This window comes from Rhizobium sp. 05L419, assembly GCF_056397845.1.
The window spans coordinates 251,154-276,660 of the sequence record NZ_JBFTOF010000001.1 but is presented as its reverse complement, the minus strand read 5'-3'; the positions used below and the strand labels follow the sequence as shown (position 1 = coordinate 276,660).

Below are 25,507 nucleotides of genomic sequence, written 5' to 3'. Positions count from 1 at the left end.
TAAATGCCGCTAGTCGGTGTTTGACCACGAATCGCGAGATATCGTCATTGGCCATGAGGGCGGCTTCCTTCGGCGGTTTAGTCCCGATGTAGTCCGCAATGTATCCCAAAATGTAGCCAAAACCGCAAGAGGCTAGCAAATGCCGCCAATGATCCAGCTTGAAGGGGTGTCTCTAAATGTTTGCAAACGCTGGAAAAACGAAGGGCTGCGCTTGTAACGCAGCCCTTCTAAATCTGGCTCCCCGGGCCGGATTCGAACCGGCGACCTGTCGATTAACAGTCGAATGCTCTACCGCTGAGCTACCAGGGATCACCGCTCGCCGCGGTGTGAGTGGGCTAATACAAATGCTTGCTCGATTTGCCAAGCGGTTTTTTCAAAAAAATGACATCCGCTTGCATTCAGCCTGTTTATCCCCATCTCCTGTGGATGACTGACAGGCATGATACCACCGGAAAACCAGGCGCCAAGCGTTTTGGCATCGATCATTCGACTGGTCACATCGTAATGGGCTCGACACGCATCCCGCTGCCGCGATCGCGCGCGGCCCGCGTGTCGATTGGCGGGTTGCTTGTTGCTGGCGGCCTTTTGGGATTTTTGCCGATTCTCGGATTCTGGATGGTGCCGCTCGGCATTTTGGTCTTGTCGCACGACCTGCACGTCGCACGCCGGATGAGGCGGCGATTTTCCGTGTGGTGGCAGAGGAGGCGGAAGCCCGCCTCCTGATCAGGCGAAGAAGCCTGCGACCCAATAGACCGTCGCGGCAATCAGCGCTGCCGCCGGTAGGGTTACGACCCAGGCGACCACTATGTTGCCCGCGAGACCCCAGCGCACCGCCGACACCCGCCGCGCGGCCCCGACGCCAATGATCGCACCGGTGATGGTGTGAGTGGTCGAGACCGGAATTCCCAGCCACGTTGCGCCGAAGAGCGTCAGCGCGCCCCCCGTTTCCGCACAAAAGCCCTGCATCGGATTGAGCCGGGTGATTTTCGATCCCATCGTGTGAACGATGCGCCAGCCGCCGAACAGCGTGCCAAGCGCCATGGCCGACTGGCAGGACAGAACGACCCACAGCGGAACATGGAAACTGCCGCCGAGATAGCCCTGCGAATAGAGAAGAATGGCGATAATCCCCATGGTCTTCTGCGCGTCGTTGCCGCCATGACCCAGCGAATAAAGCGATGCGGACACGAACTGCAAGATGCGGAAGGTGCGGTCGACCGCAAACGGCGTCTGCCGAACGAAGATCCAGGAAACGATAAGCACGAGAAAGAGCGCCAGCAGGAAGCCGATCATCGGTGACATCACGATGGCACCCGCCGTCTTCAACAGGCCGCTCCAGACGATCGAGCTGAATCCGACCTTGGCAAGCCCGGCGCCGACGAGACCACCGACCAGCGCATGTGAGGAACTGGATGGGATGCCGAAGACCCAGGTGACGATGTTCCAGACGATGGCGCCCATCAGCGCTGCGAAAATGACAAGCGGCGAGACGATGGCGGGATCGATGATGCCGGTGCCGAGTGTCTCAGCCACATGCAGGCCGAAGAACAGGAAGGCGATGAAGTTGAAGAATGCCGCCCATGCGACCGCATATTGCGGGCGAAGGACGCGGGTAGAAACAATCGTCGCGATCGAGTTCGCCGCATCGTGAAGACCGTTCAGGAAGTCGAAGAACAACGCGATCGCGATCAATCCGGCGAGCAACGGGAAGGCGAGGGTGGCGTCCATCAGACGTTCTCGATCACGATGCCGCTGATCTCGTTGGCGACGTCCTCGAAGCGGTCGACGACCTTCTCAAGTTCGCCGTAGATTTCACTGCCGATGATATAGGCCATCGCATTCGACGCGCCATGGCGGAAGAAGAGTTCCTTCAAACCGCGGTCGTGCAGTTCATCGGAACGCCCTTCAACGCGCGTGACCTCTTCGGCAATCGCCGTAAGCCTGGGAGCGTTGGTGTTGATGCGGTCGAGCAGCGGGATAGCTTCCGCAATCAGATGCGCGGCCTGCACGATCGCCGCGCCCATTTCCTGCATCAGGGGGTCGAATTCCTTCTGCTCGAATAGACGGATCGTCTTGACCGTCTTGTGCATCATGTCGATGGCGTCATCCATCGACTGGATCAGATCCTTGATGTCCACGCGATCGAATGGCGTGATGAAGCTGCGCCGCACGGCCAGCAGTACCTCGCGGGTGATATCGTCCGCCTCGTGCTCAAGCGCTACGATGCGCTCGCAATGGCGCTCCGCATCCTTGCCGGCAAGTAGTTCGTTCAGCGCTTCGGCGGCGCCGACGATGGTCCTTGAATGCTGAGCGAAGAGGTCGAAGAACCGGTCTTCTCGTGGCAGAAGTTTGCGAAACCAGCTGAGCATTCGATCCATCCGTTCGATAATTTTTGGTTGCCCGTCATAAAATAGCGGGACGTGCAATAAAAGTGTCACAAATGGAGTTGGCCGATTCTTTTTCTGTTTGTTGTCTGCGGTGGCCACTACGCCACAACGATGGATGTGGGTGGAACATGCGCCTCTGCGCAGCGTTAGGTTTATATGTCTATGCGTGACAGATTGAGTTTGCTTTGAAAGGTACGACAATGAAAAGACTGGCAACCATCGTTTTGGCACTCGCAACTGCGCTGACAAGCTTTTCGCCGTCATTTGCGGAAAACTCCAGCGATCCGCATTCCGCCCAAAGCCGTGGAAGCTTTGGCGACTCGGGTGCGAACAACAACCGGTACGACGGGTGCAATGTCTATCGCTGCGGCGGTCGCTATCGCTACGGTGACAACGGATACCGCAACAGCAATCGATACTACCGCGATGGTTACAACGATCGCGGCTACTACCGCCACAATGACAACGGCGCCGCTGCTATAATCGGTGGCCTCGCGGTAGGGGCGATCATCGGCGGCATCATCGCATCGCAGCCGCGTGCTCGATCCTACGGCAGCTCCCACGTCGATTGGTGCTATAGCCGCTATCGGTCCTACCGCGCATCCGACAACACTTATCAGCCAAACTATGGCTCGCGACGCCAGTGCGTTTCGCGATGGTGACGACGCGGACTGGATGAGGTCAAACCCCTGATCGTCATTCTGAAATCGAGCGCAGCGCTGAGGCTCATCGATCCGGCAGCCCTGCGCGTCACACGATCCATCAAAATGCGATAAGTTTGAAACAACCCTCTTGCGCTCGATTTCTATTCATTCTAAATGCCCGCCAGCGCTTCGATACAGCGAGCGTTGTGAGGCCTCGTGGCGGAGTGGTGACGCAGAGGACTGCAAATCCTTGCACCCCGGTTCAATTCCGGGCGAGGCCTCCAATTTTTCTTTTTCCACATTGTGTTTGATTTTGCTGCGTATTATTAGAGGTGTGGCAGTTTAAACTTGAACCGTTCCGCCACACCAAAAGGCAGGTGTGGCAATGCGTTCCCGTTTCAGCCCTCGATTCCGTCCTTCATCGGCAGCAATTTTGTACCGATTCCATCCCAATTAATCTTCTCAACGGTCTGCCGTGCAAGGCGCGCTTTTTCCGCGTTCCGCGTGTAAATCTTCGACGTTTTCGAATCCTTCCAGCCGAACATGGCTTCGAGCATGCTGTCGGTCGCTTCGTTGTGGGCGACATCCGTAGCCAGTCCCTTTCGCACCGAATGAGAGGTGAGGTGAGGTGAGGCATGCCAGCCTGTCGCCACCAGTCCGAAATGCGGTTCCCAGGCCCTTCACGCTGAACGGCTTTCCGAACTCGGTCACGAGAAAGGTCATAGCCGTGACCTTGTGCGTGGCCAGTACCGCCTCAAGGATGGGGTGAATGGTGATGTCGATGTCGACGGGGTTCGGTTTCAGTTCTTGAACAGGCCGAGCTTGAAGGAATCCTTGCGGCGGTGCTGGGGGCCGAGGACCGCGAGATCCGACACTCGAAAGCCGGTGTACATCTGGATGGCGACGTAGAGCACCGCCGTGGATCCGGTCCCATGGTGTTCGATGAACTTGGCAATGTCGTCGGGGGTGGCGGTCTCGTGCCCGTCGGAATGCTCGTTGAAGGGCTCGACCAGTCGCGCGATGTTCGTGGTGATGGGCTTCGCGTCCTTCCTGGTGTCGAACACCTGGCGCAGGACCTTCAGCCGCTCGTCGGCAGCGAACAGCGCCTCCCTCTTGCGATCTCTGAGAACTTCGAGGTGAGACACCGTCAACTTGGGCAGAGGGATATCGGAAAAGGGCCGATCATCTTTGTCGCTCAGTGGCTCCGCCCACATGCTCTCCATGATATTGCGACGGCGCGTCTGCGTTGTCTGGTCGAGCGAGGTGAAGGAATAGCTCCGCATATACTCCATACAGAGCCACCTGAACCTGTTTGGCTTTGCCTTTGGCTCGCCAACGCTCTCCATGGCCGGCTTTGCGGCCTTGCGGGCCTTCCAATACGTAGAGGTGAACTCCTCACTGTTAATGTCGTCAGGAAGGCGGCAGATGCGGGCCCCATCGATGCGCAGGTAATAGCGCGTCGTGCCATGGCGGATCTTGTTCTTCCACGTAAGGCAGATCGATATTGGCCACGTCTGTCATGCAGACGCCCGCCAGTCATCACCGTCGTCAGCGTCTTCCCCCTGCTTCGGAATGCCGTCCTCTGGCCACTCAGACATAGCGGCGGCGACCTCAGCGACGAGCCACACCTTTCTGCTATGCCACTTCCGCGGCCTCGGAAGAAAACCCTCCTCAACCATGAGATCGACCGTGTTTACGCTCACGCCAATGGCAAGAGCGACCTCAGACCTGTTCAGTTCAAGGCGCGGCACATTGCGGCTGATATCAACGGTCGTTCCCATGCTATCCCCGCTTTTCACCGGTATCGTCGACAGGCTCGGTAACCCCCGTCATCTCTGCAGGTGGTGGGGCCGAGGTTCCGTAGCCGGGAATGCCGTCGGATCTCTGCCGGATGCCGCCAATGCCGCGCTTCACGGGCGTCTCCTTGAGAACCATTGCCCCAGTGATTGCGTGAACTAAATAACTACTAATGGGCGATCTGAGAGCAAATGGAGCAGGAAGATGAGCGCTCAAAATGAAGAAGGTCTGATCCTTAGCCTGTGGAATATCCCCGTCTATGTCATGGTTGGTGACGGAGTGTCGGAGACCATCAATGGCCCTGATGACGCGTTGACCTACCTTTCGATCAGATGGTCGACCGAGCGAGGTCCCGCCTATCGAAAAGCGGTAGCTGCTTGCAAGAGTGCGGTCCATCAATATGGGTCCCTCGATAACGCAAGGGAGGCCTTTGTCGCCGCTGCGATTGAGGCGTCTATGTTGGACTAGGAACATTCCGACGCCTCCCAATTTACGGGCTGTACCGGTCTAGAAACGGCGCTTTGGAAAGATGGAGGTTTGCCATGAACACACACAGCCATGCCATCGAGGTCCGGTGGGCGGCGCCGGTCGCCATTCACATTGGAAAACGCCCATCCGAGTTCATTCGCGGCCCAGCGGAGGCCATTAACTACCTGGAGCACAGGTGGCCATTGCGCGATGGCCCCCATCTTGACGCTGCCAAGCGCCGTTGCGTGGAGGCTATGAACCACATGGCGCATATCGATGTTGCCCGGGAAGCCTTCATATGTGCGGCAGCAGAAGCTCATGTGTTGGTGTAAGGCAGCCATCAGAACGGCTCCCTCGTGCTCTGCTCCGTTTTGGGCGTCGCCTCCGTGGTGGTGACGGCAGGCTTCACCACTACATTCTGTGCAGGCGGTGGGGTGTCCCATACGCGAGTGGCCGCCGCGAATAGCTTCGGGGCATGCCATTTCGGATCGAAGATGATGGTGTCAGGGCCCGGATAGTTGCGGACGAAGTATTCCGTGAAAGCTTGTTCGGCCAGCTGATAAGCTTCACTATCGCGATCTGCATGGTTTTGAAGCTAGGGTCGGATGGGAGGTCGAAATGTGGCCGCGCGGATTTTGGGAATGGGTACTGGTTCTGTTCGTCGGGGGGCACCGCGAGCATCTTTCTGCTGATCCTGATCGTCATAATCCGGTTGAGCATCTCCAGGTACGAGTAGTGGCACCACCTCTTGAACGGGCGCTGGTGTGTTATGATCGCCCGTGACAGCGAATGGCGACTCCCAGCACAATCTGTTCAAAGTGGTGGATGTCTCTCATTTAGAAAACGATCTCGCCGTGAGAGATTGCAGAATCCAATGATGATGGCGCGTAGGGTGTGGCAGAGTGTGGCAGCAAGGAATTAATTTCAGGCTGAGTGTGGCAGGATGGCCGGCAAGCGCTTGATATCGCCCGATTTCGCTATATCCAGCGGTCATTAAGCGTCTGAAATACGCCGATGTTTTCGGCATTTTGCTTTCGGGCTTGAACGGGTAGCCTGTGCGGTCGCGGCGCCTTCCGAAATCCGCTATGCGGCACTCAATTGATCCGCTGCAGCGTAGGCATTGGTGAAATACCATTGGTGGTGACATTGGGTGCGCCGCCGTGAACGAGCGGTATCATGAGCACCAGGGTCACCAGAGTACAGACAAAGACCCCGCCGAATACGATAGATCTGGTCATTTTCACTCGCCGCGTGTTCAAAGGATATGACTATTGGTCACGAAGCTGACAGCAACCTGAACAGTCTCGTGTCGGCTACCGCCAGGCGCGACAAGGCTTCAGCTTGTTTCACCGTCGAACAGGCCGCAGCAGAAGATTCCAAGCAGCGTCGCAACGATGAAAAAGTCGAACACCGAAAAATTCTGAACTATCATGGACATGATGCTCCTCCTCCGTAGAACCCTCGGTTGCAATAATATCACATAGGCGGGGTTTATTCCATGGGCGATTGCGTTGGGGGCTGCGCGAAGGCGGCTGCGTCCTTAATTCTTGCCGCAGGTGGAGGGTAAGCCTTGAAAGGCAGTTGCCCGAAGATTAAGAGACGAGCAGACAGAACCGCTTTTGGGCGAGAGGACAAGATGGATTTCGAAACAGCACGCGCCAATATGGTCGACAACCAGATCCGCACGACGGACGTCACCTCGCATTCCGTGCTGACGGCGTTCGTTGCGGTGCCGCGCGAGGCTTTTGTCCCGGAAAAGTCGAAGGTACTTGCCTATGTCGACAACGATGTCGAAATCTGTCCGGCAGCCGCCGGCAAGCTGGCTCGTTTCCTGATGCAGCCGTCCCCGCTAGCCAAGCTTCTCCAGCTCGCGGAGATCGGGAAGGACGACGTCGTTCTCGAAATCGGCTGCGGTACTGGCTATGTGTCGGCGCTACTGTCTCTGCTCGCGGGCTCGGTGGTTGCGGTCGAAGAGGACGAGGACCTCGCAGCTGCAGCCAAAGCCAATCTGGTCGAATATCCGAATGTCTCCGTTGTGACAGGGCCGCTCGGCATGGGCAGCGCCGCCGGCGCGCCTTATGATTTGATCTTCGTCAGCGGTGCTGTCGAGGAGGTTCCGCAGGCGCTGCTTTCCCAGCTTCGCGATGGCGGCCGCCTCGTGACGGTTCAGGGATACGGCGGCTCGGCGCGCGCAAAGGTCTTCGTCGGCGAGCGTGGCGCGGTGTCGGAAAACGTCTTCTTCAATGCCTCCGTGAAGCCGCTTCCGGGTTTTGCCAAGGCGCGCGAGTTCGTATTCTAGACGCTTTTTGCCACATTGGGCTTCGGTTGCGGGCGCCTTCGGCTCCCGTTCCTGATTCGTCGCTTCTGCACCATGTTTCGGCCCCCGGAGAAAACTGTGCATGGCGGCATTCATTTGATTCGCGATGATTTTTTTCCCCGTTCGGCTATCCTACAGTCCGGGTGATTCGGATGCCCACTTCACGCAATCCGGTCGTTGTTTCTGAATAACGGGGATAGATATGGCTCAGCCAAGCGTAGCGCGTGAACCGTCAATGGAAGAAATTCTGGCGTCCATCCGCCAGATCATCGAAAGCAATGAACCAGGAGCGGGCAAGGCCCTTTCCGCATCGCTGCCTGCTGTTTACGGTGCGGATGAGGACGACCGCGACTCCGATATCCATTTGACCGTCGACCAGGCCTATGCCGGCGTGGAGTTCCCGGAGACGATTCCTCAGCCCGATCCCCGTTTTGTCGCAGCCAATTCTGCGGGCTACGCGCCGGCGCTGGAAGCGCCTGCTCGCGCGATGTCGCTTGCAGATGTTGCCGCTCGCGTTCGTGCTGCCTCCGAGCGAAACACCGTTCAGCTTCAGCGCGAAGTGCCGGCCGGGTTCCGTCAGCAGGAAATGCGCGGCGAAGTTCCGGCACATATGTTCGAGGCGCCGCAGCACCCGGTCGAAATGCCCCGTATCGCCGAAGCTTCTGTCGCGCCGGTTGCAACGCCGGCGCCGCAGGCAATTGCGGCTGAGAAGCCGGTAGAGCCGCAGTACGACTTGCCGAGGCCGGCCGCAATGCAGCTGCAGCCGGAGTTTGTCCAGACAGCGGACACACAGGAGGTCGCCGTCGCTGCTCCGCTTTCGGATCGCTTGCTCCCCAGCATCATGGAAGACACGCAGCAGGCGCTCCTTTCGCAGGATGCGGGTTTGCAGATCGCCCGTTCGTTCGAAGAGCTTGCTGCCGCAATCGATGGTGCCGAGCGGCGCTCGCTGGACGAGATCGCCGAGGATATGCTGCGCCCGATGCTGCGCGATTGGCTTGATGACAACCTGCCGACGCTCGTCGAACGGCTCGTGCGCGAGGAAATCGAGCGCGTGGCGCGCGGTCCGCGTCGCTGATCGGAACCGCTTTGTCTTTAGAGCCGCTCCAGTCTCCGGGGCGGCTTTTTTATTGACTTGCCAGCAACCATCCTATTTACCAACCGCATCATAGAACCTCCAGATCTGGTCCCCAAATGCTCGAAAAGACCTACGATTCCGCTGCCGTCGAACCGAAAATCGCCGCGAAATGGGATGAGGCGGATGCCTTCCGCGCGGGCGCCAATGCCAAGCCGGGCGCCGAGACATTCACCATCGTCATCCCGCCGCCGAACGTGACCGGTTCGCTGCACATGGGCCATGCGCTCAACAATACGCTGCAGGACGTCTTGGTCCGCTTCGAGCGTATGCGCGGCAAGGATGTGCTGTGGCAGCCGGGCATGGACCATGCGGGCATCGCCACGCAGATGGTTGTCGAGCGAAAGCTGATGGAGCAACAGCTGCCGGGCCGACGCGAAATGGGCCGCGAGGCCTTCGTCGAGAAGATCTGGGAATGGAAGGCGGAATCCGGCGGCCTGATCTTCAATCAGCTGAAGCGGCTCGGCGCTTCCTGTGACTGGTCGCGCGAACGCTTCACGATGGACGAGGGGCTTTCTGCCGCCGTTCTCGAAGTCTTCGTCACGCTCTACAAGGAAGGGCTGATCTACAAGGACAAGCGACTCGTCAACTGGGATCCGAAACTCCTGACGGCGATTTCGGACATGGAGGTCGAGCAGATCGAGGTCAAGGGCAATCTTTGGCACCTGCGCTATCCGCTGGAAGAGGGTGTTACCTACCAGCACCCCGTTGCCTTTGACGAGGACGGAAATCCGACCGAATTTGAGACGCGGGACTATTTGACGGTTGCCACGACCCGGCCGGAAACCATGCTTGGCGACACCGGCGTTGCGGTCAATCCGGACGATGAGCGCTACAAGGCTATCATCGGCAAGCATGTCATCCTGCCCATCGTCGGCAGAAGAATTCCCGTCGTTGCCGACGACTATGCCGATCCGACGGCCGGTACTGGCGCCGTCAAGCTGACACCCGCACATGACTTCAACGACTTCGAAGTCGGCAAGCGCAGGGGGCTGCGCGCAATCAACATCATGAATGTCGATGCGACGATCAACATCAAGGAGAACGAGGACTTCTTGGAAGGCCTCGATCATCCTGCCGCCCTGCACGGAGCCTGGGATCGGATTGAAGGCCAGGATCGTATCACGGCGCGCAATATCATCGTCGAGATCTTCGAAGAGGCGGGACTGCTCGACCGGATCGAGCCGCACAAGCACATGGTTCCGCATGGCGATCGCGGTGGCGTGCCGATCGAACCGCGCCTGACCGAGCAATGGTGGGTGGACAACAAGACCCTGGCCCAGCCGGCTATTGCCTCCGTTCGCGAAGGCCGCACGAAGTTCGTCCCGAAGAACTGGGAAAACACCTACTTCCAATGGATGGAGAACATTCAGCCCTGGTGCATTTCTCGCCAGCTCTGGTGGGGACATCAGATTCCGGCCTGGTATGGTCCGGATGGTCAGGTTTTCGTCGAGAAATCCGAAGAAGAAGCGCTGCAGGCCGCCATCCAGCACTACCTGTCGCACGAGGGGCCGATGAAGGCTTATGTCGAGGACCTGCTTGAGAATTTCAGGCCAGGCGAAATCCTCACCCGCGACGAGGACGTCCTCGACACCTGGTTCTCGTCCGCCCTCTGGCCCTTCTCGACACTCGGCTGGCCCCAGCAGACGCCAGAACTTGCGCGTTATTATCCGACCAATGTCCTCGTCACCGGTTTCGACATTATCCCGTTCTGGGTCGTTCGTATGATGCAGATGGGCATGCATTTTATGAAGGATGAAGACGGCAATCCGGTCGAACCCTTCCACACGGTCTACATTCACGCGCTGGTCCGCGACAAGAACGGCCAGAAGATGTCGAAGTCGAAGGGCAACGTCATCGACCCGTTGGAGCTGATAGACGAATACGGCGCCGACGCACTGCGTTTCACGCTGGCGATCATGGCTGCCCAGGGCCGCGACGTTAAGCTCGACCCAGCCCGCATCGCCGGCTACCGCAACTTTGGCACCAAGCTCTGGAATGCCACGCGTTTTGCCGAGATGAACGGCGCCGTTAGCGATCCGCATTTCATTCCCGAAGCTGCGGAACTGACGATCAACCGCTGGATACTGACGGAACTTGCCCGTGCCGAGCGCGATGTCACGGAAGCGATCGAGGCCTATCGCTTCAACGACGCCGCCGGCGCGCTCTATCGCTTCGTCTGGAACCAGGTCTGCGACTGGTATCTCGAACTGCTGAAGCCGGTCTTCAGCGGTACTGATGAAGGCGCCAAGAAGGAGGCCCAGGCCTGCAGCGCTTATATTCTCGAAGAGATCTACAAGCTGCTGCACCCCTTCATGCCCTTCATGACCGAAGAGCTATGGGCCCATACCGCCGGAGAGGGCGTCGAGCGTGACAACCTGATCTGCCATGCCGAGTGGCCTGCACCGTCCTACGCCGACGACGCGGCAGCAGACGAGATCAACTGGCTGATCGACCTCGTTTCCGGCATTCGCTCGGTCCGTGCCGAGATGAACGTGCCGCCGTCAGCGATCGCGCCGCTTGTCGTCGTCAACGCCAACGGACTGACGCGCGAACGCCTGGCCCGGCATGATGCCGCGATCAAGCGGTTGGCCCGCGTCGATCACATTTCGCTGACCCAGGAGGCGCCAAAGGGGGCCGCTCAGATCGTCGTCGGCGAAGCGACTGCCTGCCTGCCGCTCGGTGCGCTCATCGATCTCGGCGCGGAGAAGGCACGCCTCGAAAAGGCGATTAGCAAGACGGAAGGCGAGATGGCCCGGATCAACGGAAAGCTGTCCAATGAAAAGTTCGTGGCCAACGCCAACCCGGAAGTCGTGACCGCCGAGCGCGACCGCTTGGAAGAGCTGACGGGGCAGATCGCCAGCCTGCGTATTGCACTCTCGCGTGTAGCCGAAGCGGCGTAAGATCAACGGAAAGTAGTATTTAATTCCCAAGGCGCCCGATAGAGAATCGGGCGCCTTTTTCGTTGGTGAGCTAGCATTTCGCCATTTCACTATGGTGGCTTGGCATCCAAAGCACTGTCTGCGCTTGATTTTACATCTTTTCCACGCTCTTCCGGCGAAAAATAAGAGTGTTGTCTGAGGGTTACAGACGGGTCCGGAAGGGGCACGATCATCCTCATTTTGGAGTGCTATCAGGTAGATATTGGAAGTTTTTTCTAAATAGCTAAAAAATTGACGTGCCCGTCAATTTTTTACGTAAATGATCCATTAGCTCACTTTCCAATCGTATCCCGTGCCAAAGTTGCCATTTGCCGGGATCGCCTGCACAGTCTCGCCATTGTAATTGCCGGAGTGGGGGAGACACATTGGCATCTCGTATGGCTTTGGCAGGCGGTTTGTCGCTTGCTCTACTTTCAACGCTGGCGCAGCCGTCCTTCGCGGGCGGGCTTGATCGCGGCGGCTACAACATCGACCAGCTGTTCGATGCCTCGCAGTTTTCTATTCAGGCGGGCGTGATCTACGTCATGCCGCAGCGCAAGCTGGATAATGCCAGGGATACGAACACGACTCCATACCCCGGTGGCGGGAACCTGAACAACCGACCAAACACTGCGGATGATACGGAGAACTACGCGGTTCCGTACATTGGCTTCAAGGCCGGTGTTGGTGATGCTGTCGATTGCTTGTTCGATTATTCCGAACCATTCGGTGCTCATACGAACCCTGGCGCGAATTGGGCAGGTGCCAATAATAATATTGAGACGAAGATTTCGACTCATAACTACGGCGCAACATGCTCTTACAAATTTGACGTGGGACCAGGGCAGCTTCGCCTAATCGGCGGTACGTTCTATCAAGAGGTGGATGGCTTCAAGGAACGGCTCGTCAGCACGATTCCTGCGGCACTTGGCACTGGGACCGGCATCGGTCGTCTGGACCTTGAGGATAGCGGTTGGGGTTGGCGGGCCGGCTTGGCTTACGAAATTCCTGAGTATGCGATGCGTGCAAGCTTGGTTTACAATAGCCGAGTTAAGTATGACAGCCTGAGCGGTACGGTTGACCTAACGCAAGTCTCGGCGCCGTTTGCACCTCTGAATGCGGCACCGTTCGGTGCAATTACCAATGTCTATGGGGAGACCGAAGCCCCAGACTCGCTTGAAATGAGGCTGCAGACGGGTATTGCCCCAGATTGGTTAGCATTCGGTTCGGTTAAGTGGACAAACTGGAGCGTGTTGCAATCGATCGCCCTGTGCCCAACGGCAACACGGGGCACGAGCTGCACATCCAAGAACCAGTTGACGTCCCTTGACCTGCTTTATCAGGACGGTTGGACGGTCACTGGGGGAGTGGGGCATAAGTTCACTGATCAATGGAGCGGGGCTGTAAGCGTCACATGGGATCGTGGAACCAGTCACGGTTACGGTGCGCAGACGGATAGCTGGACGCTTGGTCTTGGAGCCGCCTATAGCCCTACTGAAAATATTGAATGGCGCCTCGCAGGTGCTGTCGGTGTCCTTACCAGTGGATCCTCCGGTGCTTTGACGCAGGATGGTGTCACCTACGGCAACGACGTAAGCTATTCCTTCGGCAATGATCTGGTCGCAGCCATTTCGACCAGCATCAAGGTCAAGTTCTGATCCTCGAAGATCAGTGCAAATCAAAGCCCGGCAAATCGTCGGGCTTTTCTTTGTCTACAGACCGTTAATCATGCTCAACCACCGTGTCATTTTGTGACGATTCAGCAACAGCTTTTTACCAGCATTCACGTAAGGTCCGCTTCACGGCAAAATGTCCATTTCCCGCCACAAACTAGGCGCAGCGCTAAGCTCGGGGCGAGGGAATGACAGGCTTGGGATGCGCGTAAAGAGTAAGATGGATCGGTTTTTATCAAGTGCAGAGAAGGCAAACGAGAGGTGCGGCAATATTGATGCCGTTTCTGTCATTTCGCTTTGGTTGCAGGCTGTTTCAGTCAAAACCCTTCGCTCGGATGCAGCGCCTTCCAGTCTTTCCTTCTCTTCGCTTTTCAGGACGTTGCGGTTGCCGGAATCGGTGTCGGGTAACAATCGCTCAGGTTTTGTCACAATTGGTGATTACCTATGTCCTGAAAGCGAAATGCCGTACCGCGGCCTCGCAAAAATGAAGTTGGTGGCATCGCAGGTGTGCCGCGCCGGAAAGCGGGCGGATAGCGTCGATGCGCATGGAATGGAAGCTCTTGGAGGAGAGCGCGAGGCTGGATGCGACGCGGGCAAAGGGGCCTTTGAGCTCACCGCGGGATCGCTCGCCGAAGGGACTGCGTCAGCAGGTCGTAGAGACGGAACGTCCACGATGGCTGGCATGGGTGGAAACGAAAGAAATCGAGTGAAATGCTGACGTTCGAGTTCAGACCTTTCAGATTGATGCTTATGGGGCTTTCCGTCGCGTGTTGCGCGGCGATTGCCTGTCCGGCCGGCGCGTTCGACATAAAGTCGGGCGTCACCAAGGAATCCGGTCCGTTCGATCTCTTCAAGTTCGGTTTCAAGGCATACAAGAACGGCCAGAAGGAAGAGGCCGTCGAAGCATACAAGTATGCAGCAGAAAAGGGGCATACGGGTTCGCGCTGGGCGCTTGCCAACATGTATGCCGATGGCGATGGCGTAACGCAGAATGATTTCGAAGCCTTCAAGATCTACAGCGAGATCGCGCAGCAGGGCGTGGAGCCGGGCTCCGAGGATACCGGTTTTTTCGTCAATGCGCTGCTGTCGCTCGCCAATTATTACAAGCATGGTATTCCGGGTAGCCCGGTGAAGACTGATCTCAGCCAGGCGCGCCAGCTCTATTTCCAGGTTGCATCCACCTTCGGCGTGCCGGAAGCGCAGTTCCAGCTCGCGCAGATGATGCTTGCGGGCGAAGGCGGCGGCACCAGCGCCCAGCAGGCCAAGAAATGGCTCAATCAGGCTCGCAAGAGCGGCCATCCGGGTGCCATGGCCGTTTTCGGCAATATTCTCTTCCAGGAGGGGCAGGCCGCCAACGGCCTGGCGCTGATGACCGCGGCGCTCGACCGCTGCAAGCCGAAGGATTGCAGCTGGATGGAGTCCCTGCAGGAGCAGGCGTTTTCGGTGGCGACCGAGAGCGACCGCCGGACCGCGATCTCGATGTCGCACAAGATCGCCACAAGCAACACGGATTAGACCCTCGGGGCGAATGCCGCAGTCACTTGACGTTTTGACTAGGCCGCAAAGTCGAAATAAGCGACGACAGGGACATGGTCGGAGGGCTTTTCCCAGGCGCGAACATGCTTTTCGATTGCCGTCGACGTCATGCGGTCGGCTGCCTCCGGCGAGAGCATCAGGTGGTCGATGCGGATGCCATTGTTCTTCGGCCAGGCACCGGCTTGATAGTCCCAGAACGTATAGGCCGGAACCGCATCTGTGGTCGCCCTGACGGCATCCGTCAGGCCAAGGCTTTCCAGCCTGCGGAAGGCCTCGCGCGTTTGCGGCAGGAAGAGCGCGTCGTTCTCCCAGACTTTCGGATCGAAGCAATCATGCGGCTCGGGGATGACGTTGTAGTCGCCGGCGAGGACGAGGATCTCTTCGTAGGCCAGGCGCTCCGCGGCGAATTTGCGCAGCCGCTCCATCCAGGCGAGCTTATAGCTGTATTTTTCCGTCTCTATTGGATTGCCGTTCGGCAGGTAGAGGCAGCAGACGCGGGCGACGCGGTTGCCCGGCAGCGAGAACACCGCCTCGAGGAACCGGGCCTGCTCGTCCAGCGGATCGCCCGGAAGTCCTCGGCTGACCTCGTCCGGCTTGGACTTGGAGAGGATCGCCACGCCGTTGAAACCCTTCTGGCCATGCGTCTCCACGTGATAGCCGAGTGCCTCGATCTCGAGCCTGGGAAACCCCTCGTCGACCGTCTTGATCTCCTGCAGGCAGGCGATATCCGGGTCGGAATCTTTCAGCCATTGCGTGAGATTGTCGATGCGCGCCTTGACGCCGTTTATGTTCCAGGTCGCGATCTTCATGGGTGGTCCTGTTTCCGCTGGTCGCCTTCTTCTACCGCGCTCTTTCAGCCAACCACAAGGCGATAAACCGGCCCGAAGGCATTCTTCGGCCGGTTCGATGTGGATAGATCGGAAAGGAACTAGATCGAGAAGCTGGTTCCGCAGCCGCAGCTAGCGACGGCGTTCGGGTTCTTGATCTGGAAAGATTGGCCAAGCAGGTTATCGACAAAGTCGATCTCCGATCCCGCCATGTAGACGAGCGAGAGGCTGTCGATCAGCACCTTGGCATCGTTCTTCTCGACGACGATGTCGTCATCGTGTACGCCATCGGCGAGATCGAACTTGTAGGAAAAGCCCGAACAGCCGCCACCTTCGACAGACACCCGCAATGCGCTCTTGCCGGGCTCGGTACCGACGATCACTGCGATTCGTTTTGCCGCGGCGTCGGAAAGGGTTACACTCGTATCAGTCATATCTACTCCTGCCGGGGTCAAGATCCGGAGAGAACGGTGTTGCAGCCGCCAGTTACAAACGACTGATTTCAAAGACACTTGCGCTTTATATCACGAAAGTGCGGTTTGTGGAAAAGTGGCTAAGAAAGGGCCTCTTTGCCGTTTACCGTCTCTATAGGTATGAAGAGCGGAAAGCGGCGTCAATGGGCAGCCGCGGCGAGATGGCGAGTGACGGTGAAGAATGACGATCGACAGGCGTGCATTAGGTTTCGGCAACAGTGACAGGGCAGTCTATGCGGCGGACCCTTGGACGACGCGCGGACGGCTCTATCCGGAAGGCTCCAGCCCGACCCGTTCGGACTTTCAGCGTGACCGAGACCGCATCGTGCACACCACCGCCTTCCGCCGCCTGAAGCACAAGACGCAGGTGTTCATTGCCCAGGATGGTGACCACTACCGGACGCGCCTGACGCACACCATCGAAGTGGCGCAGATCGCCCGTGCGCTTGCAAGGGCGCTGAAGCTGGATGAGGATCTGGCGGAGGGCGTGGCTCTCGTCCACGACTTCGGCCACACGCCCTTTGGCCACACCGGCGAGGACGCCCTGCACGAGGTGTTGCTGCCTTACGGCGGCTTCGACCACAATGCCCAGTCGCTGCGCATCGTCACCAAGCTCGAACGCCGCTACGCCGACTTCGACGGCATCAACCTGACCTGGGAAAGCCTTGAAGGACTCGTCAAACACAATGGCCCGCTTCTGACCAGTGACGGCGTCGGAACGCGGGGCCCGGTGCCGCAACCGATCCTCGATTACTGCGAGCTTCATGACCTCGAACTCGATACCTTTGCCAGCCTCGAGGCGCAGGCGGCCGCGATAGCGGACGATATTGCCTACAACACGCATGACATCGATGATGGACTGCGCTCCGGCTACCTGACGTTTGACATGCTGGAGGAAATACCTTTCCTCGCTGGCCTCATGGGTGAGGTAAGGGAACGCTATCCCACCCTCGAGCCGAGCCGTTTCACCCACGAGATCATGCGCCGCCAGATCACGCGCATGGTCGAAGACGTTATTTCGGTCGCGCAGGAACGCTTGGTCGAGGTAAAGCCGCAGAGCGCCGATGACGTCCGCGGGGCCAATCGCGTGATCGCGACCTTCTCTCCAGCGATGGCGGAAACGGACAGCCAGATCAAGGCGATGTTGTTCAAGCGCATCTACCGTCATCCCGAGATAATGCGCATTCGCGCTGGCGCCGCGCAGATCGTTACGGATCTGTTCGGGGCATACATGGCCAATCCCAAGGAGATGCAGAGCCACTATTGGGTCGATCACATCGCCGGCCTTTCCACGGCTCCGAAGGCGCGTCACGTCGGCGATTATCTCGCCGGCATGACAGATACCTATGCGATCAGTGCCCACAGGCGATTGTTTGACCATACTCCGGATTTGCGATAGGCAGCGGTCGCCCGGCAAAAGTCGGGCAAATGCCCTTGTGGCTAGCCTATGCGTGGAACAGTGCGATGAACCTTTTTACCGATTTCGAAGCCAGGATTAAGACCGCCCTTGAACAGATTGATCTGGTCATGGAAAAGCGATCCGAGCTGGATTTCGGCCGCATCGCTATTGAGCCGCCGCGCGATCCAAGCCATGGCGATGTGGCGACCAATGCTGCAATGGTCCTGGCTAAGCCGCTGGGGACAAACCCCCGTGCCCTGGCGGAGATCATCACTGCCAAGCTGAAGGAAGATGCCGACGTCGCCGACGTCTCCGTTGCCGGTCCGGGCTTCATCAACATCAGGCTCGCGGTCGGCTATTGGCAGCGCATTCTGGCATCGATGATCGAGGCAGGCACCGACTACGGCCGCTCGACGCTTGGCGTCGGCAAGAGCGTCAATGTCGAATACGTCTCCGCTAATCCGACAGGTCCGATGCATGTCGGCCACTGCCGTGGCGCCGTTGTCGGCGACGCGCTGGCCAATCTGCTGTCCTTTGCCGGCTTCGACGTGGTGAAGGAATATTACATCAACGACGCCGGCTCGCAGATCGACGTCCTGGCTCGCTCGGTCTTCCTGCGCTACCGCGAGGCGCTCGGCGAGAAGATCGGCGAGATTCCGTCGGGTCTCTACCCGGGCGATTATCTCGTGCCCGTCGGCGAGTCACTGGCGCGTGACTACGGCGTCCGATTGCACAACATGCCGGAAGATCAGTGGATGCCGATCGTTAAGGATCGCACCATAGACGCAATGATGGTGATGATCCGCGAAGATCTCGCGGCCTTGAACGTGCATCACGACGTCTTCTTCTCCGAGCGGACGCTGCATGCCCACGGCGCTGCCGCGATCCGCACCGCAATCAACGATCTGACCTTCAAGGGCCATGTCTACAAGGGGACGCTGCCGCCACCGAAGGGCCAGCTGCCGGAAGACTGGGAGGATCGCGAACAGACTCTGTTCCGCTCGACTGAAGTCGGCGACGACATGGATCGCCCGCTSATCAAGTCGGACGGCTCSTACACCTATTTYGCCGCYGACGTYGCSTACTTCAAGAACAAGTTCGACCGCGGTTTCGASGAGATGATCTACGTGCTTGGCGCCGACCATGGGGGCTACGTCAAGCGCCTGGAAGCAGTCGCGCGCGGCGTCTCTGAAGGCAAGGCGAAGCTCACCGTTCTTCTGTGCCAGCTCGTCAAGCTGTTCCGCGACGGCGAGCCGGTGAAAATGTCGAAGCGCTCGGGTGATTTCGTCACGCTCCGCGATGTGGTTGAAGAAGTCGGCCGCGATTCGGTGCGCTTCATGATGCTTTACCGTAAGAGTTCGGAACCGCTGGACTTCGATTTCGCCAAAGTAACGGAGCAATCGAAAGACAATCCGGTCTTTTACGTGCAGTATGCTCATGCCCGTTGCATGTCCGTCTTCCGGCAGGCGAAAGGGGCGTTTTCCGACCTCGACGTATCCCCGGCGAACCTTGCCGCAGCGGTGTCCGAAATATCGGATCCCGCGGAATTACAGCTGGTTGCGAAGGTTGCGGAGTTCCCGAGGCTTGTCGAGTCGGCAGCCCAGTCACAGGAGCCGCATCGTGTGGTATTTTACCTCTACGATCTGGCAAGTTCTTTCCATGCGCATTGGAATAAAGGCAAGGATCAGGTAGACTTACGATTTATTAACGATAAGAGCCGAGAATCGAGTATAGCCAGACTAGGGCTGGTGTACGCCGTTGCGTCGGTTTTGAAGTCGGGACTTGCGATTGCAGGGACCGCTGCGCCGGAAGAGATGCGGTAGCGTCACCATTTACCCACAATGCGCTGGCACGAAACCTTTGCATTTGCGAGTGGATGAGTATGGCAGACAAACAGCGGGCGTATGACACGCGTAAGAATACGGACCTCTTTGCCGACGACGATCCTTTGGCGGAACTTGCGCGTATCGTCGGCTTTGAACCTCGCGTGGCGGCCAATACGGTCGCCGATGCTGCACGGCAGGAGCCTGCCTTCAATCTTGAAGACGAGTTGCTGCGCGAATTTGAGCGCTATGATGCTCCGCCTGCGCCTGCGGTTGTTGATTTGCCGATCGAGCCTGCCTTCGTCGAACCGGAGCCTGCATACGATGCCGAGCCCGTTGCGTATGACGTTTCGCCTGTTGCGGACCTGGGCCGCGAACACGAATTTCCCGTGGTCGAGCAGCAGTCTGATATGCGTACGGTTCTTTCCTCCGTCGACTGGGCAGCGTCCGCCGTGTCTCGGCCGGTTGAGCCGATATCCGGCGGTGCCCGTGACCTGATCGAGGAGTTGGAGCTTTCGATCAGTGCTGCTCCAACCCCGGTGCAGCCGGCAAAGGCGCCGCAATGGTCGGCCGCCAGCATCCGGTTGCCGATCGCCAATTTCCATCCCGCGCGTCGCGAAGAGCCTGTTGTCGCCGCGGATGTGTCGGCTCCAGCGCCCGTTGAGACTTACGAGCCGGTTGCCGCTTTGCCCGTGACCGAATTCGAAATGTCTGCGGCGGCGGGGTTCCCAGCGGAAATCGACCGCCACGAGACGTTCGAAACAGCAGCAGAGACACCGGCTGCTGAGCCGCTGATTGACCACGAGGCATTCGATCTGGCAGCCGCCGCAAAGGACGGTACGGTTCAGGCCGATGCCGCCTTGACAGAAGCGCCGCCTGCCGAACTCGACGATATCGCCTTCGACATCGATGACCTTCTTGAGGATGTTTCGCACTATCCGGTGCCGGAGCGTCAGGTCGCGGCGGTTTCCGCGGTGGAAGCTGCACCCGTTTCGCCGACGGTGTCTGCGCCGGTCTACGCACCCGAACAGGTCGTTCCCGTTGCAGCGGCGCCTGAACGCAAGCCGGAGCCGCAGCCCGCGGTCGCCAAGGCGCAGCCTGAAGCGGAAGACCCGTTCGCTGGGCATGATTTCGAACTCGACCTCGAAGGCATCGAGCTCGAGTTAGCCGATCTCGATTTCGTCGAGCCGGTCTTCGCCCGCGAGGTGGAACAGCCGAAACCGGCAGCGGCTGCGGCGGCCCACCAGCCGGCCCCGCGCCCCGCGTCTGCTATCCCGTCTGCCCCGGTGTATCAGGCACCGGCCGCTGTCTCCCGTGAACCGGCGGCGGTTGCCGCTGTGCCGGTCGCGGTGGCGCCGATCTCGACCGCATTTGCTGCCGATGCCGCTGACGAATTGCCGTTCGACCCGTCGATGATCTCGGACGCCGAGTATCATCCGGAAGCCGTCGAAGAAATGCATGTTCCGACGCTCCCACCGGTCGACAAGCCGCAACCGGTCGTCGCAACCTCCGACTTCGACTTCGACGTCGATGCCGAGATCGCCAATCTGCTCGCGCCTGCCAAGCCGATCGAAACGCCCGCAAGGGCGCCTGCCGAGGATTGGCGGACCCGCGCCCCGATGTCAGTGGCGCCGATTCCTGCAGCCGGCCAGCCGCCTCAGTCACAGGGATTCGACGAGTTCGAGCGGGCCCTCGAAGAGGATTTCCGCCGCAGCGTCAATGAGCCTCTGCAGCAGCGGCGCGAGAACATTTCCGAGGTTCAGATCCAATCGGCGAGCGATGCCGAGGATATGAGCCGCGCCCGATCGATGAAGCGCATGCTGGCGGCGGCCGCCGTTATCGTCGTCTTTGGAGGTGTGGCCTATGCAGGCTATTCGTTCCTGATGCGGGACGGCAGCATCGGAATTGCCTCCGGCGAGCCGCGCGTCATCACCGCCGACAAGGAGCCGGTGAAGGTCGTGCCCGAAAATCCGGGCGGCAAAACAGTGCCGAACCAAGACAAGGCCGTCTACGACAGTGTTGGCGGCGCCTCGGCCGAAGCGCCGAAGCAGAAGGCTCTGGTTTCAAGCGATGAACAGCCGGTTGATGTTGTTCAGCGTACGCTGACACCTGAAACGCTGCCGGAGGACAACGACAGCGATACTGCAGTGCCGCCAATGGCAACGCCGGTGGGCGATACCCAGGATCCACGTCTTTTGCCGACGCATGATGCCACGCAGGCTGCTGCTGACAATGCGGACGACGTCGATAAGGTGCCGGCTGTCTCTGCCCGCAAGGTCCGCACTATGATCGTCAAGCCGGACGGCACCCTGGTGGCTCGCGAGGAGCCGGCGTCGGAGCCGGAGCCCGCCCAGGCGACGCTTCCGAAGCCGACCACTGTGCAGACGCAAAAAATCACCGCGGGTGCCAAGCCGGCCGTCGCACCGGCTGTGACAGTGCCGTCTTCGGGCCAGATGACCTCCGCAGACATCCGCTCGACGCCTGTCGAAGGCGTAACGCCGTCTTCTGCGCAGGCTTCCGAGAATGTCCTTGCCAAGGCTGCCGCAGCAACGCCTGAGAACGTCGATCCGCCGGTACGTGCCGTAACAAGTACGAAGACCGACACCGCGCCGGTTCCGGCGACGCGCCCGGTCGCAGCCGCCGCACCCGCCGCACCTGCACCCGCCGTATCGGCACAGCCCGCGCCGAAGGACGTGGCGGCCGTATTGCCGCCGGCTGCAACGCAGCCTCAGCCGGCCACCGCCCCATCCGGCGGCTACGGCGTGCAAATTGCGTCGCTGCCCTCCGAAGCGGAGGCGAAGAAGTCCTATGCCAGCCTGTCGAAGAAATTCGCGGGCGTGCTCAGCGGCCGCAGCTACGAGATCCGCAAGGCGGAAGTCGCCGGCAAGGGGACGTTCTACCGCGTTCGCATTCCTGCTTCCTCCAAGGATGAAGCAGCGGCAATCTGCGAAAAGTATCGCGCCGCTGGCGGCTCGTGCCTTATTTCGAAGTAACGCTCGACACAAATCGATTGGAAACGGCGGGCAATGTCCCGCCGTTTTTTGTGAATGATGGTTGACGCCGCTCGTATTTCGGCCACGCACCACTATGATTCGAGTATGACCGAATCAAAAGCAATGATCCTGGGCTGCAGCGGCCTTTCCCTCACACCCGATGAAAAGGCCTTCTACAAGGCCGAACGCCCTTGGGGCTTCATTCTCTTCGGACGCAATATCTCCGAACCGCAGCAGATCAGCGATCTCGTCGCTGAAATGCGCGAAAGTGTCGGCTGGCACGCGCCGGTCCTGATTGACCAGGAAGGTGGGCGCGTACAGCGAATCCGTCCGCCGATCTTCCAGCACTACCCCTCTGGACAGCAGCTCGGCGACCTCTACCGCCAGGACAAAGCGCAAGGCAAGCGCGCCGCCTGGTTGATGTCGCGCCTGCACGCGTTCGACCTGTCGAAGTTGGGCATCAATATTGACTGCCTTCCGGTTCTCGACGTTCCGGTCGAAGGCGGCAGCAACGTCATTGGTAACCGTGCCTACGGCGGCGATCCGACGACAGTGACCGAGATGGGCATGGCGGCCGCCGAAGGGCTTAAGGCCGGTGGGCTGTTGCCTGTCATGAAGCACATGCCGGGCCATGGTCGCGGATTGGCCGATTCCCATCATGAATTGCCGGCTGTCGGCGTCTCGCTGGACGAGTTGGAAACGCATGATTTCCCGCCGTTCATTGCCATGCAGGACGAACTCCTGGCAATGACGTGTCATGTCGTCTTCACCGCGATCGATCCGGACAATCCGGCGACGACGTCCCGCAAGGTGATAGACGGGATCATTCGCAAGCGTATCGGTTTCAATGGCCTGTTGCTTTCCGATGATACGTCGATGAACGCACTGGCCGGATCGATCGGCGAGCGTGCAGCGAATATTATTGCGGGCGGATGCGATATCGTGCTGCATTGCAATGGGCATATGGACGAGATGCAACAGATCGTGGCCAACGTGCCGGTCCTCGATGGCAAGCCGCTTGAGCGGGCGACGGCAGTGGAGAGTGGCTTTCCGACGCCTGACGCAACGCAGGAGGCTACGATCCGGGCCGAGTTCGATGGAATGTTTGCGACGGTCTGATCGCAGAAGGAGCACGGCGCGTGAACACGACAAAAGCCCCGGAACGGCTACGGGCGGCCGTAGCGCCGATGGATAAGCTTTGGCAGGACAATAGTGTCGAACGCGCGTCCAACGACCCGGCGCTGCTGATCGACGTTGCGGGCTTCGAAGGCCCGCTTGACCTTCTGCTTTATCTCGCTCGCAACCAGAAAGTCGATTTGTCACGCATTTCGGTCCTGGCGCTTGCCGAACAGTACTTGCAGTTCATCGACAGCGCGCGACGCATCCGGATTGAGCTTGCAGCCGACTACCTCGTCATGGCGGCATGGCTGGCCTATTTGAAGTCGCGGCTGCTCATACCCCAGCAGGCCAAGGAAGACGGCCCATCGGGCGAGGAAATGGCGGCAGCGCTTGCCTTCCGCCTGAAACGCCTGGAGGCAATGCGAGAGGCCGCCGGCGGGCTGATCAATCGAAATCGCCTCGGTCGCGATGTGTTCGCGCGTGGTGCTCCGGAGCATATTCCGGATCGGCCGCGGTCTGCTTACGATGCCAGTCTCTACGATCTGCTGACAGCCTATGCCTCGCTGCGCCAGCGTCAGGCCGTGAGCCAGGTCACGATTGCGCGTCGCAACGTCTGGTCGCTGACCGATGCCCGCGAACTGCTGACGCGCCTGATCGGTGAAATTGTCGATTGGACAGCGCTTGAACAGCATCTATATCGCTACATGGCGTCCCCCGAAGATCGAGTGACAGCGATTGCCAGCGCCTTTGCCGCGTCGCTGGAGCTGGTGCGCGAGGGTAAGCTGGAGATCCGCCAGGACGGCGCTTTCCAGCCGATATACCTGCGGCGAGGACCAAGACATGCGACACTACAGATCGTCGAACAGGAGCAACCGGCTTGACTGATCTCGAAGATGCAATCGACCGCGAAAGCGACGGGGAGGCGACCGAGGACCTCCGTGCGGAGGCTGAGGCCGAGCGCATCGCCGAAGCCCTGGTTTTCGCGTCTGCACAGCCTGTGTCTGAAGGCTTCATCGCCGACAGGCTGTCGAGGGTATTCAACGTTCGCGCCATCATGCTGCGGCTGAAGGATCAGTATGCGCATCGCGGCGTCAACCTTGTGCAGGTCGATGACGCGTGGGCTTTCCGCACCGCCGCCGACTTGTCCTTCGTCATCCGCAGCGACGAGGACGAGGTAAGGAAGCTCTCGCGCGCGGCCTTGGAGGTCCTCGCGATCATAGCCTATCACCAGCCGGTGACGCGTGCCGAGATCGAGGATATCCGCGGCGTGCAAACCTCTCGCGGCACGCTTGATGTCCTGATGGAGGCAGGTTGGGTTCGCTTTCGTGGTCGCCGCCGCACGCCCGGCAGGCCGGTGACACTCGGAACCACGCGCGACTTTCTCGACCACTTTGGGCTGGAGGAACTGCGCGATCTTCCGGGAATCGAAGAGCTGAAGGGAGCAGGCCTGCTCTCCGGTCGCATCCCCGCAAATTTCAACATCCCGTCACCGCTGATGAGTGACGAGCTGACCGAGGACGAAGATCCGATTACGCAGCTGGATCTCGAGGAGCTTGGCCTTCTGGCGCCCGGCGGTGCAGCCGAAGAATAGTTCGACTTGTCTTTGTTTCGCCACTGATGGCGAAAACAATGCGCATCCGAACTTTTCGAAGACTGGACGACTTGTCACAATGGGCGATCCCGTGACATTAAGCATCAATCCAAGGCGAATTTAGATGTTGGAATTGATGCTGGAAATTCTTACATCAAGAGACATCGCAACAGGGAGTTAGCGTAATGGGTTCTTTTAGCATGTGGCACTGGCTGATCGTTCTGGTCATCGTGCTGTTGTTGTTCGGTCGCGGCAAGATTCCGGAACTGATGGGTGACGTCGCCAAGGGCATCAAGAGTTTCAAGAAGGGCATTACCGAGGATGACGCCCCGGAGGCCACGACCACCGGCAAGACCGTCGATCACAAGGCCGACGAAACGAAGTAACTACGTCCGGGCAAACGCAGC

General features: G+C 59.1%; 26 protein-coding genes and 2 tRNA genes. 18 read left to right on the top strand and 10 right to left on the bottom strand.

The genetic code is table 11. From position 1 onward, the window contains the following. Positions 1–234 precede the first annotated feature (234 nt). Positions 235–309: transfer RNA gene (locus tag AC1DMK_RS01415), tRNA-Asn, on the bottom strand. Then, positions 310–486, bottom strand: a complete 177-nt coding sequence (locus tag AC1DMK_RS01410) for a hypothetical protein (protein WP_196246798.1) — start codon at positions 484–486, stop codon at positions 310–312. Here AC1DMK_RS01410 and AC1DMK_RS01405 point away from each other — a divergent pair. After that, positions 427–723: a membrane protein gene (locus tag AC1DMK_RS01405; RefSeq protein WP_037065844.1), complete on the top strand. Its 297-nt coding sequence runs from the start codon at positions 427–429 to the stop codon at positions 721–723. The two genes, AC1DMK_RS01410 and AC1DMK_RS01405, sit on opposite strands and share 60 nt — an antisense overlap. On the opposite strand, the gene AC1DMK_RS01400 is transcribed toward AC1DMK_RS01405, so the two are convergent. Both AC1DMK_RS01400 and AC1DMK_RS01395 read right to left on the bottom strand, forming a co-directional pair. Then, the gene (locus AC1DMK_RS01400) at positions 724–1,728 is read right to left on the bottom strand and encodes an inorganic phosphate transporter (RefSeq protein ID WP_037065768.1); all 1,005 of its coding nucleotides are present in this window, start codon (positions 1,726–1,728) and stop codon (positions 724–726) included. Continuing rightward, positions 1,728–2,369 carry a DUF47 family protein gene (locus AC1DMK_RS01395; RefSeq protein WP_037065766.1) on the bottom strand — a complete coding sequence of 214 codons (642 nt, stop codon included), beginning with the start codon at positions 2,367–2,369 and terminating at the stop codon, positions 1,728–1,730. The genes AC1DMK_RS01400 and AC1DMK_RS01395 overlap by 1 nt, the downstream gene beginning before the upstream one ends. Positions 2,370–2,587: 218 nt before the next feature. Here AC1DMK_RS01395 and AC1DMK_RS01390 point away from each other — a divergent pair, with 218 nt between their 5' ends. Together AC1DMK_RS01390 and AC1DMK_RS01385 are read left to right on the top strand one after the other, a co-directional pair. Further along, the gene (locus AC1DMK_RS01390) at positions 2,588–3,049 is read left to right on the top strand and encodes a BA14K family protein (RefSeq protein ID WP_037065764.1); all 462 of its coding nucleotides are present in this window, start codon (positions 2,588–2,590) and stop codon (positions 3,047–3,049) included. A gap of 192 nt (positions 3,050–3,241) precedes the next feature. Next, positions 3,242–3,315, top strand: a tRNA-Cys gene (locus AC1DMK_RS01385). A 114-nt stretch (positions 3,316–3,429) separates the two neighbouring features. On the opposite strand, the gene AC1DMK_RS01380 is transcribed toward AC1DMK_RS01385, so the two are convergent. The 4 genes from AC1DMK_RS01380 to AC1DMK_RS01365 form a co-directional block, all read right to left on the bottom strand. After that, complete coding sequence (locus AC1DMK_RS01380; protein WP_477856725.1) at positions 3,430–3,684, bottom strand: tyrosine-type recombinase/integrase; 255 nt, start codon at positions 3,682–3,684, stop codon at positions 3,430–3,432. Between the two features lie 147 nt (positions 3,685–3,831). After that, complete coding sequence (locus tag AC1DMK_RS01375; protein WP_477856724.1) at positions 3,832–4,314, bottom strand: hypothetical protein; 483 nt, start codon at positions 4,312–4,314, stop codon at positions 3,832–3,834. A gap of 234 nt (positions 4,315–4,548) precedes the next feature. Then, complete coding sequence (locus tag AC1DMK_RS01370) at positions 4,549–4,812, bottom strand: hypothetical protein (RefSeq protein WP_477856723.1); 264 nt, start codon at positions 4,810–4,812, stop codon at positions 4,549–4,551. A gap of 1 nt (position 4,813) precedes the next feature. Then, complete coding sequence (locus tag AC1DMK_RS01365; RefSeq protein WP_477856721.1) at positions 4,814–4,945, bottom strand: hypothetical protein; 132 nt, start codon at positions 4,943–4,945, stop codon at positions 4,814–4,816. Positions 4,946–5,032: 87 nt separating this feature from the next. Here AC1DMK_RS01365 and AC1DMK_RS01360 point away from each other — a divergent pair, with 87 nt between their 5' ends. The 8 genes from AC1DMK_RS01360 to exoR all read left to right on the top strand — a co-directional run bounded on the left by AC1DMK_RS01360 (position 5,033) and on the right by exoR (position 14,854). Next, on the top strand, positions 5,033–5,296 hold the full coding sequence (locus AC1DMK_RS01360; RefSeq protein ID WP_477856720.1) for a DUF982 domain-containing protein: 264 nt from the start codon (positions 5,033–5,035) through the stop codon (positions 5,294–5,296). 74 nt (positions 5,297–5,370) lie between these two features. After that, positions 5,371–5,628 carry a DUF982 domain-containing protein gene (locus AC1DMK_RS01355; protein ID WP_037065761.1) on the top strand — a complete coding sequence of 86 codons (258 nt, stop codon included), beginning with the start codon at positions 5,371–5,373 and terminating at the stop codon, positions 5,626–5,628. Between the two features lie 1,304 nt (positions 5,629–6,932). After that, positions 6,933–7,595, top strand: coding sequence for a protein-L-isoaspartate O-methyltransferase family protein (locus tag AC1DMK_RS01350; RefSeq protein WP_037065759.1), 663 nt, complete (start codon positions 6,933–6,935; stop codon positions 7,593–7,595). A 220-nt stretch (positions 7,596–7,815) separates the two neighbouring features. Then, complete coding sequence (locus AC1DMK_RS01345; protein WP_477856717.1) at positions 7,816–8,688, top strand: PopZ family protein; 873 nt, start codon at positions 7,816–7,818, stop codon at positions 8,686–8,688. A gap of 116 nt (positions 8,689–8,804) precedes the next feature. Beyond that, on the top strand, positions 8,805–11,648 hold the full coding sequence (locus AC1DMK_RS01340) for a valine--tRNA ligase (protein WP_477856715.1): 2,844 nt from the start codon (positions 8,805–8,807) through the stop codon (positions 11,646–11,648). Between the two features lie 404 nt (positions 11,649–12,052). Next, on the top strand, positions 12,053–13,324 hold the full coding sequence (locus AC1DMK_RS01335) for an OmpP1/FadL family transporter (protein ID WP_477856713.1): 1,272 nt from the start codon (positions 12,053–12,055) through the stop codon (positions 13,322–13,324). A gap of 235 nt (positions 13,325–13,559) precedes the next feature. Further along, positions 13,560–14,057, top strand: a complete 498-nt coding sequence (locus tag AC1DMK_RS01330; RefSeq protein ID WP_477856711.1) for a hypothetical protein — start codon at positions 13,560–13,562, stop codon at positions 14,055–14,057. After that, positions 14,051–14,854, top strand: a complete 804-nt coding sequence (exoR, locus tag AC1DMK_RS01325; protein ID WP_037065744.1) for an exopolysaccharide production regulator ExoR — start codon at positions 14,051–14,053, stop codon at positions 14,852–14,854. Before AC1DMK_RS01330 ends, exoR begins: the two co-directional genes overlap by 7 nt. Before the next feature lie 38 nt (positions 14,855–14,892). Here exoR and xth read toward each other — a convergent pair whose 3' ends face one another. Together xth and erpA are read right to left on the bottom strand one after the other, a co-directional pair. Further along, complete coding sequence (gene xth / locus AC1DMK_RS01320; protein WP_477856709.1) at positions 14,893–15,684, bottom strand: exodeoxyribonuclease III; 792 nt, start codon at positions 15,682–15,684, stop codon at positions 14,893–14,895. Positions 15,685–15,803: 119 nt separating this feature from the next. Beyond that, a complete protein-coding gene (gene erpA, locus AC1DMK_RS01315; protein ID WP_037065742.1) occupies positions 15,804–16,136 on the bottom strand; it encodes an iron-sulfur cluster insertion protein ErpA in 333 nt (110 codons plus the stop codon). A 220-nt stretch (positions 16,137–16,356) separates the two neighbouring features. Here erpA and AC1DMK_RS01310 point away from each other — a divergent pair, with 220 nt between their 5' ends. From AC1DMK_RS01310 to AC1DMK_RS01280, 7 genes are all read left to right on the top strand, one after another. After that, positions 16,357–17,574 carry a deoxyguanosinetriphosphate triphosphohydrolase gene (locus tag AC1DMK_RS01310; protein WP_477856708.1) on the top strand — a complete coding sequence of 406 codons (1,218 nt, stop codon included), beginning with the start codon at positions 16,357–16,359 and terminating at the stop codon, positions 17,572–17,574. Between the two features lie 65 nt (positions 17,575–17,639). After that, positions 17,640–19,397 carry an arginine--tRNA ligase gene (gene argS / locus AC1DMK_RS01305; RefSeq protein ID WP_477856707.1) on the top strand — a complete coding sequence of 586 codons (1,758 nt, stop codon included), beginning with the start codon at positions 17,640–17,642 and terminating at the stop codon, positions 19,395–19,397. Positions 19,398–19,456: 59 nt separating this feature from the next. After that, complete coding sequence (locus tag AC1DMK_RS01300; protein WP_477856705.1) at positions 19,457–22,390, top strand: SPOR domain-containing protein; 2,934 nt, start codon at positions 19,457–19,459, stop codon at positions 22,388–22,390. Between the two features lie 105 nt (positions 22,391–22,495). Beyond that, positions 22,496–23,509, top strand: coding sequence for a beta-N-acetylhexosaminidase (gene nagZ / locus AC1DMK_RS01295; RefSeq protein ID WP_477856703.1), 1,014 nt, complete (start codon positions 22,496–22,498; stop codon positions 23,507–23,509). Positions 23,510–23,577: 68 nt separating this feature from the next. Beyond that, on the top strand, positions 23,578–24,390 hold the full coding sequence (locus tag AC1DMK_RS01290) for a segregation and condensation protein A (protein ID WP_477856892.1): 813 nt from the start codon (positions 23,578–23,580) through the stop codon (positions 24,388–24,390). Then, entirely contained in the window at positions 24,387–25,100 is a 714-nt protein-coding gene (gene scpB, locus AC1DMK_RS01285; protein ID WP_477856701.1) for an SMC-Scp complex subunit ScpB, read from the top strand. Before AC1DMK_RS01290 ends, scpB begins: the two co-directional genes overlap by 4 nt. 185 nt (positions 25,101–25,285) lie before the next feature. After that, on the top strand, positions 25,286–25,486 hold the full coding sequence (locus AC1DMK_RS01280; protein WP_037065734.1) for a twin-arginine translocase TatA/TatE family subunit: 201 nt from the start codon (positions 25,286–25,288) through the stop codon (positions 25,484–25,486). Positions 25,487–25,507: the final 21 nt, after the last annotated feature.